The 15,424-nt window shown below is 52.4% G+C and carries 10 protein-coding genes; 6 read left to right on the forward strand and 4 right to left on the reverse strand.

Annotated features, from left to right (window positions below; translation table 11 throughout):
- Window positions 1–87 precede the first annotated feature (87 nt).
- The 3 genes from CHL74_RS02740 to CHL74_RS02750 form a co-directional block, all read right to left on the reverse strand.
- On the reverse strand, window positions 88–3,252 hold the full coding sequence (locus CHL74_RS02740; RefSeq protein WP_094879594.1) for a glycoside hydrolase family 2 TIM barrel-domain containing protein: 3,165 nt from the start codon (window positions 3,250–3,252) through the stop codon (window positions 88–90).
- Window positions 3,253–3,501: 249 nt separating this feature from the next.
- Entirely contained in the window at window positions 3,502–4,488 is a 987-nt protein-coding gene (rhuM, locus tag CHL74_RS02745; RefSeq protein WP_094879595.1) for a virulence protein RhuM/Fic/DOC family protein, read from the reverse strand.
- Between the two features lie 36 nt (window positions 4,489–4,524).
- Window positions 4,525–6,075 carry a YifB family Mg chelatase-like AAA ATPase gene (locus tag CHL74_RS02750; protein ID WP_094879596.1) on the reverse strand — a complete coding sequence of 517 codons (1,551 nt, stop codon included), beginning with the start codon at window positions 6,073–6,075 and terminating at the stop codon, window positions 4,525–4,527.
- 153 nt (window positions 6,076–6,228) lie between these two features.
- Between CHL74_RS02750 and CHL74_RS02755 the strand changes: the two genes are divergently transcribed.
- The 5 genes from CHL74_RS02755 (at window position 6,229) to CHL74_RS02775 (ending at window position 9,774) form a co-directional block, all read left to right on the forward strand.
- The gene (locus tag CHL74_RS02755; protein ID WP_094879597.1) at window positions 6,229–6,483 is read left to right on the forward strand and encodes a DUF4160 domain-containing protein; all 255 of its coding nucleotides are present in this window, start codon (window positions 6,229–6,231) and stop codon (window positions 6,481–6,483) included.
- Window positions 6,473–6,706, forward strand: a complete 234-nt coding sequence (locus CHL74_RS02760; RefSeq protein ID WP_094879598.1) for a DUF2442 domain-containing protein — start codon at window positions 6,473–6,475, stop codon at window positions 6,704–6,706. Before CHL74_RS02755 ends, CHL74_RS02760 begins: the two co-directional genes overlap by 11 nt.
- A gap of 7 nt (window positions 6,707–6,713) precedes the next feature.
- Window positions 6,714–7,748 (forward strand): Holliday junction branch migration DNA helicase RuvB, encoded by a 1,035-nt coding sequence (gene ruvB, locus CHL74_RS02765; RefSeq protein WP_094879599.1) that lies wholly within the window; start codon window positions 6,714–6,716, stop codon window positions 7,746–7,748.
- A gap of 29 nt (window positions 7,749–7,777) precedes the next feature.
- Window positions 7,778–9,073: a DUF2851 family protein gene (locus CHL74_RS02770; RefSeq protein ID WP_094879600.1), complete on the forward strand. Its 1,296-nt coding sequence runs from the start codon at window positions 7,778–7,780 to the stop codon at window positions 9,071–9,073.
- A 149-nt stretch (window positions 9,074–9,222) separates the two neighbouring features.
- Window positions 9,223–9,774 (forward strand): DUF3332 domain-containing protein, encoded by a 552-nt coding sequence (locus tag CHL74_RS02775; RefSeq protein ID WP_094879601.1) that lies wholly within the window; start codon window positions 9,223–9,225, stop codon window positions 9,772–9,774.
- 110 nt (window positions 9,775–9,884) lie between these two features.
- Here the strand turns inward: CHL74_RS02775 and CHL74_RS02780 are convergent, their stop codons facing one another.
- Complete coding sequence (locus CHL74_RS02780) at window positions 9,885–10,799, reverse strand: Rpn family recombination-promoting nuclease/putative transposase (RefSeq protein ID WP_094879602.1); 915 nt, start codon at window positions 10,797–10,799, stop codon at window positions 9,885–9,887.
- Between the two features lie 187 nt (window positions 10,800–10,986).
- On the opposite strand from CHL74_RS02780, the gene CHL74_RS02785 reads away from it, so the two are divergent.
- Window positions 10,987–15,408 carry a choice-of-anchor J domain-containing protein gene (locus CHL74_RS02785; RefSeq protein ID WP_141241214.1) on the forward strand — a complete coding sequence of 1,474 codons (4,422 nt, stop codon included), beginning with the start codon at window positions 10,987–10,989 and terminating at the stop codon, window positions 15,406–15,408.
- Window positions 15,409–15,424: the final 16 nt, after the last annotated feature.

The following is a 15,424-nucleotide window of genomic DNA, read 5'->3' on the forward strand; positions in this document are numbered from 1 at the left end:
AGCAAGACATAATAAAAACGGCAATTACACGAAGTCAAGGCTTCACGTAATTGCCGTTTTTCTGTTTATCTACTTATATCGTAGTTCTTAGTAGAGCGTCTTGGGAGAGATGCGGAATGAGAAGGTGTAGTCCTTATATTCCACACGATGACCCTTGCGGGCGCGTCCCCAATCGCTCCATGAGTCTACACCGCCGACACCAGCCTGCACGAGGTCGACGAAGAGGTTGGTGTACTGCGACTTGGGCAGCGACTGTGAGTGGCGCTGATTCTTTTCCTTACCCTCGTCCAGCGTGTAGAGGTCGTAGTGGAGGGCAGAAGCAGAGAAGAGCGCGTCGCTCTCGATGCGCAATCCGAAGCCGTTGTTGTCCTTGATGTTCCACCATCTGAGGTCGCTCATCGTACCCGTTTCCTGCGGACGAACGTACGGATAGAACAGCTGGTCAGCTGTGGCTTTATAGATGCCGACGTTCTGCGAGAGCTTGCGGTCAGAATAGTTCTCCACCGGTCCGCGACCGTACCATTCTGCCTGGTCCATAGCGTAAGGCAGGTTCATAACCATACCGAAGCGCATCATCTCAGGCATTTCAGCTCCCGGTGTGGTCTTCAGCGACTGTGTTACGTTGAGCGTACCGTTCTCTGTAGCGCGGTAAGCGATGGTCAGATCAGCCTTCACCTCCGGCAGGTTGTATGTGGCAGTAACGGTCTTTGCCTTCTTGTCCACCTGCAGCGATGTGAGCTTCATCTGCGGATCGCGCCATGCAGCGAACTTTTCCTGGACGTTAGCGCCCATGTCGTTGTCCGTCACGGCACGCCAGAAGTTAGGCTTCAGAGAGCCGCCGTTGCCGAGCAATGACTTTCCTCCCACCTCATACTTGGTGATGAAGCCCGTTGCACGGTCGAACGCCAGCGTGAAGTTCTCGGCAGCGAGCGTCACATTGGCTTCCTTCTTCTTGTCCGTCAGCTTCACAGCCTTGGTCTCTGCGGCTGTTACAGCAAGGTCAGTGCCCTTGAATTCGCGGATGGGCAGCTGTTGGTAAGCCACGATGTCGCCAGCCTTCTGCAGTCCCTCGTCCTTCTTAAGACGATACTCCACGTTGAGCTGGATGTCCTTGGCGTCACTATATTCCTTGAGGTTGTACGGCAGAACCACGTCTGCTGAGGTCTGCGGCTTGATGTTCGGGAGATCAGCGATGGTGCCGTTCTGACGCTCCACGCCGTCGGCTACGATTGCCCAAGAGAGCGATACGTTGTCAAGTGCACGGAAGAAGTTCTCGTTATACACGCTCACCTTCTTCTCTCCGGTGAGGTCCTTCGGAGAAGTCCAGATGTTCTGATAGACGTAGCCCACCTCGTAAGCCTCGGGATTCGGCTTGCGGTCCGGCGAGATAAATCCGTTGCAGTTGAAGTTGTTGTCCGACGGGTCGTATGAGTTGAAGTCGCCGCCGTAGTTGTAAATCATGTTGCCGTCCTTGTCCTTGCCTCTCAGTCCCTGATCGACGAAGTCCCAGATAAAGCCGCCCTGATATGTAGGATACTTGCGTATGATGTCCCAATAGTCCTTCATGACGCCGCAAGAGTTGCCCATAGCGTGAGCATACTCGCAATGAATCATCGGCTTGGTGTATTTCGGGTCCTTGGCATACTTTTCTGCAGCCTCTGGTGTAATATACATCTCGGCGTAGATGTCGGTGTTGTCGCCGAGGATGGCACGCTCCCAATGTACGGGACGGGTGGGGTCGAACTCGTTAATCCACTTCTTTACGTCTGAGAAGTTCTTCGAGTCGGCAGTCTCGTTACCCATCGACCAGTAGATTACCGACGGATGGTTATACTGGTTGTGCACGTTGTGCACGTTTCGTTCCATTATCGGTGTGGCGAAGAGTGGGGTGGTGGTGATGGCGTCCTTGTCGTAGAAGAAGCCGTGGCTCTCCTGGTTTGCCTCTGCGCATACGTACAGTCCGTACTCGTCGCAGAGGTCATAGAAGTAAGGATCGTCAGGATAGTGACATGTGCGGACAGCGTTGACGTTGAATTGCTTCATGAGCTTAACGTCCTCCACCATGCGCTCACGTGAGATTACGTATCCTCCGTCGGGATCGATTTCGTGACGGTTAGCGCCCTTGATGAGCACCGGCTGTCCGTTGACGAGAATCTGACGGTTCTTTATCTCCACCTTGCGGAAGCCCGTGCGTACGGGTACAGACTCTACGTCCTTGCCGTTCTGCTGCACAGTAACCACCACCTTGTAGAGGTTCGGAGTCTCGGCAGTCCACTTCAGCGGGTTCTCCACGTCAAACTTGACGGTGGCATTTATCTCTGCAACCTTCTTGCCAGCCTTCTTCTTCACCTTCGTGGTGTTGAGAATCTTGCGGCTTACGATGTCGCCGTTGGGAGCGATGAGGTCAATGACGAATTTGGCGTTGCCCTTACCCTTTACGTTTACGGCAAGTGTGCCGTTCTTATACTGTGCGTCGAGGTCCGGCGTTACGCGTACGTCGTCAATGTGGGCAGTCTGTGAACGTGAGTAGAGGAAGCAGTCGCGAGCCACGCCTGAGAGACGCCAGAAGTCCTGGTCCTCCGAGTACGATCCGTCGCACCAGCGGAATGTCTGGAAAGCGAAGAGGTTGTCGCCCTTCTTTAGGTATGGGGTGATGTCAAATTCGGCTGCCGACTTCGAGTCCTCTGCATAACCTACGAACTTGCCGTTCACCCAGAGATAGATGTTGGATGTTACGCTTCCGAAATGTGCAATCACCTGACGACCGTCCCAAGAGTCGGGAATGTTGATGGTGCGGCGGTATGATCCCACGTGGTTGTCCTTCACGGGCACTTCAGGCGGGTTGTCCTTGAAGTGTCCGCGCCATGCGAATCCTACGTTCACGTATTCCGCGTCGCCGTATCCGTTGACCTCCCAGATGCCGGGCACCTTCATGGTGTTCCACTTCGAGTCGTCGTATCCTTCCTTGAAGAAGTCGGTAGGACACTGGTCGGCATTAGCCACCCAGTTGAATCTCCAGTCGCCCTCGATGGAGAGATAGTTTGCGGAAGCCTTGCGGTCTGCCTTGAGGGCAGCGTCGCGAGATTCGTAAGCGAAGAATGAAGTGCGGATAGGGAAACGGTTTACGTTGTTCACGTACGTGTCGTGCCACTCTGTGAAAGTGGGTTGCACGGCTGTTTTGGTAGTCTGCGCCGCGTAGATGAAGCATGGTGACATGCCTGCCACGGCGAGAGTAAGTAACAGTTGTTTCATTTCAGAATATGTTGTTAGTTGAATATTCGGTTTAAAGTTTATTAGCGATATATCCTGCAAAGATACGCAAAATAGTCGGAATGATGGTCTGATGCATAGTTAAGAATTGTATTATTGTCCCTTTATATATGGCTCATCCCGATTGTAGCGAGCTCTCGTAACATCCGAAACGAGGGCTTGTGACAATCGGGATGAGGGTTCGTATCAGTTGGTGCAGTTTTGCGAAACAAGCTTGTTAATGCTTTTGTGTTATTGATTCTCCTTGTTGATGAGATTCACCACAACTTTCACCATAACATCTTTCTCCTCGGTGCGGCTCTCTGCAATCATCAACGTGAGGGCAACCAACGTGTTGTCGGCTATGCGCTTGTGTCCGTCCTCGGCATAGAGCACGCGGTTGTTGTTGAGGAACCATAGGAAGAGCATGGCGGCAATGCGCTTGTTGCCGTCGCTGAACGAATGGTTCTTGACAACAAGATAGAGTAGCATAGCTGCTTTCTCCTCTACGGACGGATAGAGTTCTTCGCCGCCGAAGGTCTGATAGATTTGTCCTATGCTGCTCTTGAACGAGTCGTCTTTTTCATTGGCAAACCATTGGCTTCCGCCGAACTTATCCTTGAGAGCGTTTATGGCTTCCATAGCATTGTCGTATGTGGCGCGGAACGGCTCTTCCTTGGTGGTCTGCTGGATGGAGAGCGACTGATAGTCGTAATGGTCGAGAGTGTCGAGGGCGTAGACATAGTCTGAGATGACATTGAACAGTCCGCCGTATTCGTCATTCGTTACTTTCTCCTGCATGCCGATGGCACGTGCCATGAGCCGCACCACGTCCTTAAGCTCGTTATATCGGTCGAGCTTTATCTGCTGATTGATGACGTATCCCTTGATGAGGTATTGCTTGAGGACTGTTGTGGCCCAACGACGGAATGCCGTAGCATTTTTGCTGTTCACTCTATATCCCACGGAAATAATCATATCAAGATTGTAGTATGGAATCTCACGAACTATCTGTCGTTCACCTTCAATTCGAACCTGTGCATTTTTTGCACAGGTTGAAAATTCTTCCAGTTCTTCTGACTTATATATATTGCGAATATGACGAACTATTGAAGTTCTATCTACTCCAAACAGCTCAGCCATCTGGCTCTGTGTCAGCCACACTGTCTCATTCTCCAGCTTCACATTCAGCTGGACGCTTCCGTCTTGCGAACGGTATATTTCTATTGAATTGTTCATATTGTCGATATGGTTAATTGTCTTTATTGCTTTATGTTAGTATATTCTGCGTTCTGCCCAGTCGCCGCGGTCCAGATTGCGGTAACCTATGGCTTCGGCTATGTGTTGCGACTGTACGTTTTCAGCTCCGGCGAGGTCGGCGATGGTGCGTGCCACTTTCAGGATGCGGTTATAGGCGCGGGCGGAGAGCGAGAACTTCTCCATGGCTGTGCGCAGGAGAGCGATGGACTGTTCGTCTGGTTCGGCAAATTGATGAATCATGCGCTCCGTCATCTGCGCGTTGCAGTGGATGCCGCGATATTCCTTGAAGCGTGCCGTCTGGATGTCGCGTGCCTTGATGACGCGCTCACGGATGGCTGCGCTCGGTTCGCCCGGCTCTGACTTCGAGATGTCCTTGAAGGGTACGGGTGTTATCTCGCACTGGATGTCAATGCGGTCGAGCAGCGGTCCTGATATCTTGTTCATGTAGCGCTGAATCTGCCCCGTGGAACAGCAGCAGTTGTGCGTAGGGTCGTTGAAGTAGCCGCACGGGCATGGATTCATGGAGGCGATGAACATGAAGGAGCAGGGGAACTCTACGGTGTACTTGGAGCGCGAGATGGTTATCTTGTGGTCTTCGAGCGGCTGACGCAACACTTCGAGCGTCTTCTTGTTGAACTCGGGCAGTTCGTCTGCGAAGAGCACGCCGTTGTGAGCCAGCGATATTTCGCCGGGCTGCGGATTGATGCCGCCGCCGACCAACGCCACTTCGCTGATGGTGTGGTGTGGAGCGCGGAACGGGCGCTGCGATATGAGCGATGTGCCGCGCTGCAGCTTGCCCGCCACGCTGTGTATCTGTGTGGTCTCGAGGCTTTCGGCGAGCGACAACGGGGGAAGGATGGAAGGCAGACGCTTCGCCATCATCGACTTGCCTGAACCCGGAGGGCCCACCATGATGAGGTTGTGTCCGCCCGCTGCCGCCACTTCCAGCGCGCGTCTGACACTCTCCTGACCACGCACGTCGGCAAAGTCGAGGTCGAAGCTGTACTGCTGCTCGTAGAATTCGCGCCGTGTGTCGACGAAGGTCGGCTCGTATTCAGCTGCACCCGTTATAAGCTTGATGACGTCCATGATGTTGTTCATGCCATACACCTCCAGATTGTTTACCACAGCCGCCTCGCGCTCGTTCTGCTTCGGCACAATCAGTCCCTTCAGTTTCTCCGCTCTCGCCTTTATGGCTATCGGGAGCGCACCCTTTATAGGTTGCAGCGTACCGTCCAGTCCCAGTTCGCCCACCATCATATATTGGTCGAGCGAGTTGCTGACAATGGCTCCGCTTGCCGCCAGTATGGCAATGGCAAGCGGCAGGTCGAAGGAGCTTCCCTCCTTTCGAAGGTCAGCAGGAGCAAGGTTTATGGTGATGTCGCCGTGCGGAAACTTATATCCGTTGAACTGTAGAGCGGATGCAATGCGGTCGCGACCCTCGCGTACGGCGGTGTCGCCCAGTCCGGTAAGGTGATACATGACGCCCGGCACGATGTTGACCTCCACTCTTACAGTGGTGACATCAAGGCCGTTTACAGCAGCAGAATAAGTCTTTACGAGCATAATGGTTGGAAGGTTTAGAGGGTTAGTATATAAAGACAAAAGTAGCGGTTTTGGATGGATTGAACAAATAAAATGACAGAATATATAATCATAATAAATGAATAGCTGAATAAAAATCGCTATCTTTGCAAAAGACATATTATATATTTATCTATGAGTCCAAAATTTAAAGAGCAAAATGGATATGTGTTCAAGATCTATTCAAATGAGGAAGCCCGAATACATATTCATATAATAAAAGCTGAAAAGGAGGCTAAATATTGGCTTGAGCCAGATATAGAACTTGCTGAGAATTTTGGCTTTAATAGTAAAGAACTTAGTTTTATAGAGAAAATACTTACAGAATATGGAGACGACTTTAAGGTCAAGTTCACAAGACACATCGGTATGCGTCTTGATGATAAATGACAAGGGACTTATGATTTCTGTGCAGGGGCAGGATTATTTTCTGTCTTACAACCGTATTCCATGGATGCGTAATGCGAGTATTGCAGATGCATTGAATGTCCAGATGAGCGGAAGAAATGCTATAGAATGGCCTAATCTTGATGTGGATTTAGAGATTGAGAGTCTGAAACATCCCGAACGTTATCCTCTTTTAATCAAACGTAACGAATTGGACAGAATATAATATAGTAATGGAAGAAGATTTCGATATACGACAGGAGCAGGCTGCGAAAGGAGAGAAAGACTTCGAGAACGCCCTGCGTCCGCTGCGCTTCGGCGACTTCAGTGGACAGCAGAAGGTGGTGGAGAATCTTGAGGTGTTCGTGGAAGCTGCCAAGTATCGCGGCGAACCGCTTGACCACACGCTCCTGCACGGCCCTCCAGGACTGGGCAAGACCACGCTCAGCAACATCATTGCCAACGAGCTTGGCGTGGGATTTAAGATTACGAGCGGACCCGTGCTTGACAAGCCCGGCGACCTTGCCGGCATCCTTACGTCGCTTGAGCCGCGTGACGTGCTCTTCATTGACGAGATTCACCGCCTATCGCCCGTGGTGGAGGAATACCTCTACTCGGCGATGGAGGACTATCGCATTGACATTATGATTGACAAAGGACCGTCTGCACGTTCCATTCAGATTGACCTCAATCCCTTCACGCTCGTCGGTGCAACCACGCGAAGCGGTCTGCTTACGGCTCCTTTGCGTGCCCGTTTCGGCATCAATCTGCACCTTGAGTATTACGGACCGGAGACCTTGCAGCGCATCATCAAGCGCTCTTCTGCCATCATGAAGGTGCCCATCGACGACGATGCAGCCATTGAGATAGCCCGTCGCTCGCGCGGTACGCCTCGTATTGCCAACGCATTGTTGCGCCGAGTGCGCGACTTTGCCCAGGTGAAGGGCAACGGACGCATCGACCGCGACATCGCAAGGCTTTCGCTTTCGGCGCTCAACATCGACCAGTACGGACTGGACGAGATTGACAACAAGATCCTGCTCACCATCATCGACAAGTTTCGTGGCGGTCCCGTGGGCATCTCAACCATCGCTACAGCCATCGGCGAGGACACCGGCACCGTGGAGGAAGTCTACGAGCCGTACCTTATTATGGAGGGATTCATCAAGCGCACGCAGCGTGGACGTATGGTGACGCCGCTTGCATATCAGCATCTCGGACGACCGATGACGGGCTGCAACGCCGCCGAACCGACGCTGTTCGACTAAATCTTACACCTCATTATCACTACACCCTTATGGAACAACTCCTGCATTATATCTGGAAGCACCGCATACTGCCTCTCCACGAGCTCCGCACTACGGACGGACGACTCGTGGAGATAATCGATCCCGGTCTGCATAACCATCACTCTGGTCCCGACTTCTTCAATGCCAAGATTCGGCTTGACGGCACGTTATGGGTGGGCAATGTGGAGATACACGAGCGCTCTGCCGACTGGTTTCTGCACGGACACGACCAGGATCCGGCTTACAACAATGTGGTGCTGCATATTGCTTCTACTATAGACATGGACGTGACGACCGCCGACGGCAGCCGTCCGCCCCAGATGGAGCTGCAGGTTCCGCCGCATGTGATGCAGAATTATCAGCGCCTTCTGGCTGACGACCGCTATCCGCCGTGCCGCGACACCGTCATGCAGCTGCCTTCGCTTGCCGTCCATTCATGGATGAGTGCGCTCGGAGCCGAACGTCTCAGCAGCAAGTGTGATGCCATTGATCAGCGCGTAAAGGCTGCGGGCGGGTCGTGGGAGCAGGCGTTCTTCGCCACTATAGCCCGCGGATTCGGTTTCGGAGTCAACAGCGAAGCTTTCGAGCTGTGGGCTTCCGGCTTGCCGTTCATGCAGGTGGCGCACCATCGAGACGATCCGTTTCAGGTGGAAGCCCTCTTCCTTGGCTATGCAGGACTGCTTGACGACGACGCCATGAACGACAAGCAGCGTGCTTTGGCGCTTGCCGACCCTTACTTCGTCCGTCTGCAACGCGAATGGAAATACCTTGCACATAAGTTTCATCTCGTCTCCATGACCCGCCATACGTGGCGCTTCATGCGTCTGCGTCCTCAGAACTTCCCTTACATCCGCCTTTCCCAGCTCGCCACGCTCTATTGTTCGCGGCGTGCCGACCTGAGCAACATCGTGGCTTGTACAACGCTTGACGATGTTCGCAAGGCGCTGCAGACCGAAGCCGGCGACTACTGGCGCACGCATTACACCTTCGGAAAGGAGAGCGCCGAGTCAGCCAAGCGTCTCTCGTCATCTTCCATAGACGTCATAATCATCAATGCCGTGGTGTCGATGCTCCATGCCTACGGACGCCATCGTCAGGACGAACGGCTCATAGCGCGTGCCGCAGAGTTTCTCGAAGCGCTGCCCCCAGAGGACAACACCCACATCCGTCTATGGCGCGAGTGCGGCATTTCTGCCGACAACGCAGCCGACACGCAGTCGCTCATACAGCTCCACAACCGCTATTGCGAGCGCAAGGACTGCCTCAGATGCAGGTTCGGATATTATAGCATGAAGAGGATATGAGAGTTAGGAATTAGGAGTTAGGAATTAGGAGTTGTGGTCAATTTGACAATAAAGTAACGAAATAATAGAAAAAAGTGGATAGATATAGGCATAAATAAAATAAAAAAGCTACTTTTGCATTATTACTAACAATCTAAACCACGACTATTATGAAAATCAAGTATCTCAAAGTGTCGGTGATGTTACTCGCCGCTACGTTACTCACCAGCTCGTGTGTAGGTTCGTTCTCGCTTTTCAACAGACTGGCGAAATGGAATACTCATGCCACTGGTTCGAAGTTCCTCAACGAAATCATCTTTATCATCATCTCGCCCGCCTATGCAGTATGCTGCGTGGCAGACGCCCTTGTGCTCAATACCATAGAGTTCTGGTCGGGTAGCAATCCGATGGCACAGAACATCGGCAAGACTCAGAACGTCACCGGCAAGGACGGTCTCATCTATGCTGTCACAACATTGAAGGACGGTTACGAGGTGAAGAGTCCGAAGGGAGAAGTGGTGAAGTTCCTCTATGATCAGGAAACGGATTCGTGGTCGCAGGTGCAGAACGGCAAGAAGACGGAGATTTTCCGCTTCAACGATGACGGCACCATCCAAGCCAACCTCCAGGACGGACGCCACATCACAGTAACACCCGATGAGGCAGGTCTCTTCGAGGTGAACATGGCACAGTACGGTGCCTCTTTCTATGCAATGCGATAATTTCTTAGTTTGCCAACTATATTCGTTAATATATAATTAGGGTGTATCATGATTGAAGTAGCTTCAGTCTTGATACACCCTAATTTTTTTCTTATTAGTCCAATCTTTTATCAGCCCAGCTTCTCTATTTCTTCTTTAGAAAGTCCGGTGTAAGTGGCTATCTTGTCAACAGACTCTCCCATTCCGAGCATCGTCTTAGCGAGGCGTTGTCTTTCTTCGTTAACACCTTGCGCTTTTCCTTGTTCTATTCCTTGTTCTATTCCTTGTTCCAGTCCAAGTCTCATTCCTTCATCGCGTGCATTACCGAGCACGTCATTTTGTATCATCACGGCGTTGATATGCTCGTCATAGGCATAGCGTTCTGCGTCTGTCATCGAGTAGTATAGTAGTTTCTTTCTTGCTTCCTGCAGTCCGGGTGCGGTGGTGTCGTCTTTTATGATGCCATTCTTCAGATACGCCACCCATTCCTCGAGTGGTGTAACAGCCACCTTGTTAAATTCATTTACGCGTACGAGGATATACTCAGGGAAGATTTCCGAAGGACTTTTTCTCACGATGGTTCCTTTCTCCTTACTGCTCACCATCAGCTGGTCGTGTGTATGTACGCCGATAAACTTGTTTTGTCCGACGTACAGATAGTCAGCACCCTTTCCGAGGTCGAAATATAGAATGCTGATGGAGTAGACCTTCTTCACCTCCTTGTATGTATCTCCGAGATTTATATGCTCCGTGATGGCCTTTGCCACCCCGTAGAGTATTCGCTCTAAATAATAAAGCTCGCTCGTGTTCTGTACCTCCACGATTATAATCTCGCCCTTTGAGTTCTTTGCTTTGATATCCACGCGGTTGAACTTGTCGTCCTCAGCCTTCTGGTTGCCTTCGCTTTCGAGAATCTCCAGTATCTCCACCTTCTCGTTCAGGAACACGGTAAGAAATCCTTCGAGTACGTCGAAGTTGGCCTTTTGTCGTAGTAGGCGTTTGATAGCCCAGTCAAAGCGTATGTATTTATCATTCAGTGTACCCATATCTCATATATATGTTATGTTCAGAGTTTCTTCTGCAAACTTACATAAAATAGTTTAGAAAACATCCATATAATTCGTCTTTTTTGTGTAAGTTTGCATTCAGAAATACGACATAAGCCGTTAAAGCCTAATTGTTTAGCTAACACTATCACAAATCATTGAATAATTATTCTTATCATTTTTATTTATGACAAAAAAACATCTACACATGCTGCACTCTTCCGTTGTTGCCCTCGCCGTTGCGATGACAGCAGGAAATGCGCAGGCAGCAACGTCCGTAAGCAAGCCGGGAATGGCACCGCTGGACGCTAATGCCGCACGGACTGCCACGGCAAACTTCCTCAGTCCGTTGAAGGCTGCGGCACGCGCCGCATCGCGCGACCTATGGGGCTATATGTATTATGCCAATGCTTGGCCTACGGCAAGTCAGGAGTACGGATTCATGGCATTTGATGCTGCAACAGCTTCCAACTTCCGCGACCTGCGTACAGAAGAGGAACGCAACATGCTTCCTAACGGAGGTTCTTCTCTCTATAACGGTAAGTATAATCTTATCAACTACAAGAAGAACGGCAATTCGCTCCGAATCACTCACTATTGCCTCAACACCGAGAGCAAGTGGCATTCTGAATTCGCTCCCGAGGAAGTGACGTCAATGTCGCTTCTTGCCACGGAGACAGCCACAAGCCAGCTGACGGGAAAGGTGTACGGACAGTTCTACACCAACGACATGAGCAGCTTCGAGTTCGGCGTAATCGATTATGATAAGATGGAGCGCACCGCCATTGCGCCGTCCACACACAAGTATGTGGCTATGGGCGTCAGCTCGGAGGAGCGCGTTTACGGCGTCGCAACAGACGGATTCCTTTACGAGATAGACACCAAGACTGGCGAGGAGACCAAGATAGGTCCCACCGGAGTCTACGTAGCGCCTTCGTCAGAGAAGAGTTTCGGACAGAGTGGCGAGATTGATCAGGACGACGACACCTTCTATTGGGCTTCGTTCGACGCCAATAAGCACGGCGCTCTCTACACCGTCGACCTCAAGACCGGACTTGCCACACTCGTGGCAGACTTCCCTCACAACGAGCTGTTCTACGGTCTGGCTGTTCCAGAAGCCACCCCGGATGCAGCAGCACCTGCCGCACCTACCATCTCTGTAAGCTTTAACGGCGCTTCCACGACCGGACAGATATCCATCGTGGCTCCTTCCAAGACATACGGCGGATCTGCACTTACGGGCAATGTGGACTACGTGGTTCACGCCGGCACACAGCAGGTTCTCAACGGAACTATGAAGGCAGGATCGACATCCTCGTATGACATCACCGTGCCGGAGGGCATGAACTACATCACCGTGACGCTCTCTAACGCCGCAGGCAAGAGCAAGAAGGCTTCCACGTCCGTATTCGTGGGCTACGACCAGCCCAAGCAGGTGTCGTTCGCACGTCTCAAGATTGACGAATCGACGGGCAAGTCCACAGTTACTTGGGGAGCGCCCAGCGGAACACTCAACGGTGGTTATCTCGGAACGCTCAAGTATGACGTCGTTCGCTATCCTGACGGCACGACTGTGGCAAGCGGAACAAGCGCCACGACATTCTCTGAGACCTTTACAGACCGTCAGCTGCGCAACTACTATTACGGCATTACGCCCGTCAACGGTACGAAGCGCGGTGAGGAACGCCGCACTCCTGCCGTGCGTTTCGGCGACAACATCGAGCCTCCTTACCACGAATCGTTCGACACGGAGAACGACTTCGACCTCTATACTGTCCTTGATGCCAACAGCGACAAATACACTTGGTCATGGCACGAGAAGAATATGTGCGCACAGTACGAGTCGACCGACGCCAAGAAGACAGCCGACGACTGGCTCTTCACTCCTCCCGTACAGCTGCGTGCCAACCATTCTTACACCGTCCGCTTCAAGGCACGCAACTCAATGTCGCTCTATGCAGAGTATGTTGAGGCCAAGTGGGGCAATGCGGCAACTGTGGCAGGAATGACCAACGTGGTGGCTCCTGAGACAAAGCTCACAGACAGCAACAACGCAAAGACGCTGGAGACAACGTTCAACGTGTCAAAGGACCAGATATTCTATCTCGGCATCCACGCCATCAGCAAGGCTGGAACCGGCAAGATCTTCGTTGACGATATAGAGATACTCGACAACGGCGTGCTCAACGGACCTGCTGCCGTGGAGGACTTCACCGTCACTCCCGACCCGAACGCAGCGCTCCGCGCCACCGTTTCGTTCCGTCTCCCTGAGAAGAACGTGGCTGGCAACACCGTCGGCGCCATCACCAAGACCATCGTAACACGCGACGGCAAGACCGTTAAGGAGTTCGGTGCTGGCAAGGCTGGTCAGACTCTAACGTGCGAGGATGCATCGCCCGTAGCCGGATTCAACAACTACACCGTTACAGCATACACATCCGCAGGAGCCGGCACACCTAAGATTGTTTCGCAGTACGTCGGTCTTGACGTTCCCGCTGTGCCCACCGGACTGAAGGTTAACGACAAGCAAAGCTCCGTAAACCTCACTTGGGACAAGGCTTCCGCACGCGGCACCAACGGTGGCGCAGTCATTACGGACGACGTAACGTTCAATGTTTATCGTGCTCGCTCCAACGGTGGCGTGACCAACCTGCAGCTCCTCCATTCGCCGAAGGACAACACCTACAGCGACAACATCTCCACAACGGAGGGCGCTCAGCAGCTCCGTCTCTATGCTGTCTCTGCAAAGAACGACAAGGGCGAGAGCACACCGGTTCTCTCACCGGCTGTCATCACCGGCGCAGCTTACCAGCTTCCGTTCCGTTCTGGCTTCACCACAGAAGAAGGCGCACCGCTCTGGTGGTCGCTTACCGCTGACGAAGAGAACGGCTTGGGATTCCTTCAGAACACGCAGACATCTTCTGACGGCGACAACAACTGCCTCGCTTTCACGTCATACAAGAACGGAGGTACAGCCGATATCAGCTCAGGCAAGATTGCTCTCGGTGGTGTTGCAAAGCCCATCGTGACGTTCAATCACAGCGGAACAGCCGACAAGGACATCGTTCTCGACGTTTATGCTGCCACACCCGACGGCACACAGACGCTCCTCGGAACCGTTGACTATAACAATGTATCCGGTAAGGCAGACGATTGGCACCGCACATCATTCGGCATTCCTGCTGCAATGGCGTCAGAGCCTTACGTCATCATCACCTTCAAGGCCACCGCTTCCCTCTACGGCATTCTCAAGTTGGACGACGTTTGCGTGCGCAATACTTACACCAACGACCTCTCCGTGGCTCTCTCTGCACCTTCAGAAATCCATCGTGGCGTGAAGACTCCGGTTAGCGTGACCGTCACCAACAGCGGCGAAAAGGCTGCTTCAGGTTACACCGTCACCCTGACTTCAGGCAACAAGGAGCTGTTCTCGCAGAAGGTAAGCGCGGCATTGCAGCCTCTTGCTGAGAAGACATTCAAGGCAGACATCGTCAGTCCGGTGACAAGCCGTTCTGAGAAGATGAATCTCAAGGCCACTGTTACCTACGATGCTGACGAGTATAAGGCTGACAACACGGCATACGCCGATGCGAAGGTCATTGATTCCGATGTGCCTATGCCTGCATCGTTCAGCTCGTCAAAGGATGAGGCTGCCAACAAGCTCACTATGACATGGAGCACTCCGAAGGCTGTCAACAAGCGCGTGACAGAAGACTTCGAGCAGTACGACAGCTGGGCCATCAATCAGTTCGGCGATTGGACCACATACACCGGCAAGAAGGGCAACACCACGGGCGGTTGGTGGGCAACATACGGTATGCCGTTCCCGCACGAGGGTGAGAACTATACGTACATCGTATTCAATCCTGAGGCCATCCAGCCGGGCATCACTTCGCAGAACTCGTCCATCGCTCCCCGCAGTGGCGAGAAGTGCCTGATGTCTATGTATAGCCGTGATGGCAGAACCTATTACGATACTGACGACTGGCTGATTTCTCCGATGCTTTCAGGTGAGGCACAGACCATTCTCTTCTGGGCCAACAACGCTCAGCCTGACATGATGAACATCCGCTATCCGCAGACCATAGAGGTGCTCTATTCGGACAAGACAGCTGACCACGCCGACTTCCAGAAGGTGTCTACGTTCACGCAGTCAGGCGGTAAGTGGAACTCGTTCACAGCCGAACTCCCCGACGGTGCCAACTACTTCGCCATCCGCTGCACCACGAAGGAGGCTGACGCATTCTGTATGCTCCTTGACGACGTATATTATTATGCCGGATACGGCAAGCTGAAGGGATATAATGTATATCGCAACGACGAGTTGGTGGCTACGCTTCCTGCCGATGCCACATCCACAACCGTGACCTTCGACCCCAATGCTGAGGCTACACGTTACAGCGTTTCTGCCGTATACGCAGGTGGAGAGTCGACTGCAGCATACGACGACGCTTGCCAGACCGACATCCATAACGTCACCATCGACGCCCAGCATCCTGCCGATGTCTACACAGTGGACGGACGTATCGTACGCAAGAACGCCACATCACTCGCACAGCTCCCGAAGGGCATCTACGTAGTGAACGGCAAGAAGGTTGTAAAGAAATAGCCTTAACTAACTCATT

It is taken from the genome of Prevotella sp. 885, from assembly GCF_002265625.1.
Classification (GTDB): Bacteria; Bacteroidota; Bacteroidia; order Bacteroidales; family Bacteroidaceae; genus Prevotella.

Excerpts from the sequence above, each read along its gene's own strand:
- CHL74_RS02740 (WP_094879594.1), bottom strand. The coding sequence starts at position 3,252 with ATGAAACAACTGTTACTTACTCTCGCCGTGGCAGGCATGTCACCATGC.
- rhuM (WP_094879595.1), bottom strand. The coding sequence starts at position 4,488 with ATGAACAATTCAATAGAAATATACCGTTCGCAAGACGGAAGCGTCCAG.
- CHL74_RS02750 (WP_094879596.1), bottom strand. The coding sequence starts at position 6,075 with ATGCTCGTAAAGACTTATTCTGCTGCTGTAAACGGCCTTGATGTCACC.
- CHL74_RS02755 (WP_094879597.1), top strand. The coding sequence starts at position 6,229 with ATGAGTCCAAAATTTAAAGAGCAAAATGGATATGTGTTCAAGATCTAT.
- CHL74_RS02760 (WP_094879598.1), top strand. The coding sequence starts at position 6,473 with ATGATAAATGACAAGGGACTTATGATTTCTGTGCAGGGGCAGGATTAT.
- ruvB (WP_094879599.1), top strand. The coding sequence starts at position 6,714 with ATGGAAGAAGATTTCGATATACGACAGGAGCAGGCTGCGAAAGGAGAG.
- CHL74_RS02770 (WP_094879600.1), top strand. The coding sequence starts at position 7,778 with ATGGAACAACTCCTGCATTATATCTGGAAGCACCGCATACTGCCTCTC.
- CHL74_RS02775 (WP_094879601.1), top strand. The coding sequence starts at position 9,223 with ATGAAAATCAAGTATCTCAAAGTGTCGGTGATGTTACTCGCCGCTACG.
- CHL74_RS02780 (WP_094879602.1), bottom strand. The coding sequence starts at position 10,799 with ATGGGTACACTGAATGATAAATACATACGCTTTGACTGGGCTATCAAA.
- CHL74_RS02785 (WP_141241214.1), top strand. The coding sequence starts at position 10,987 with ATGACAAAAAAACATCTACACATGCTGCACTCTTCCGTTGTTGCCCTC.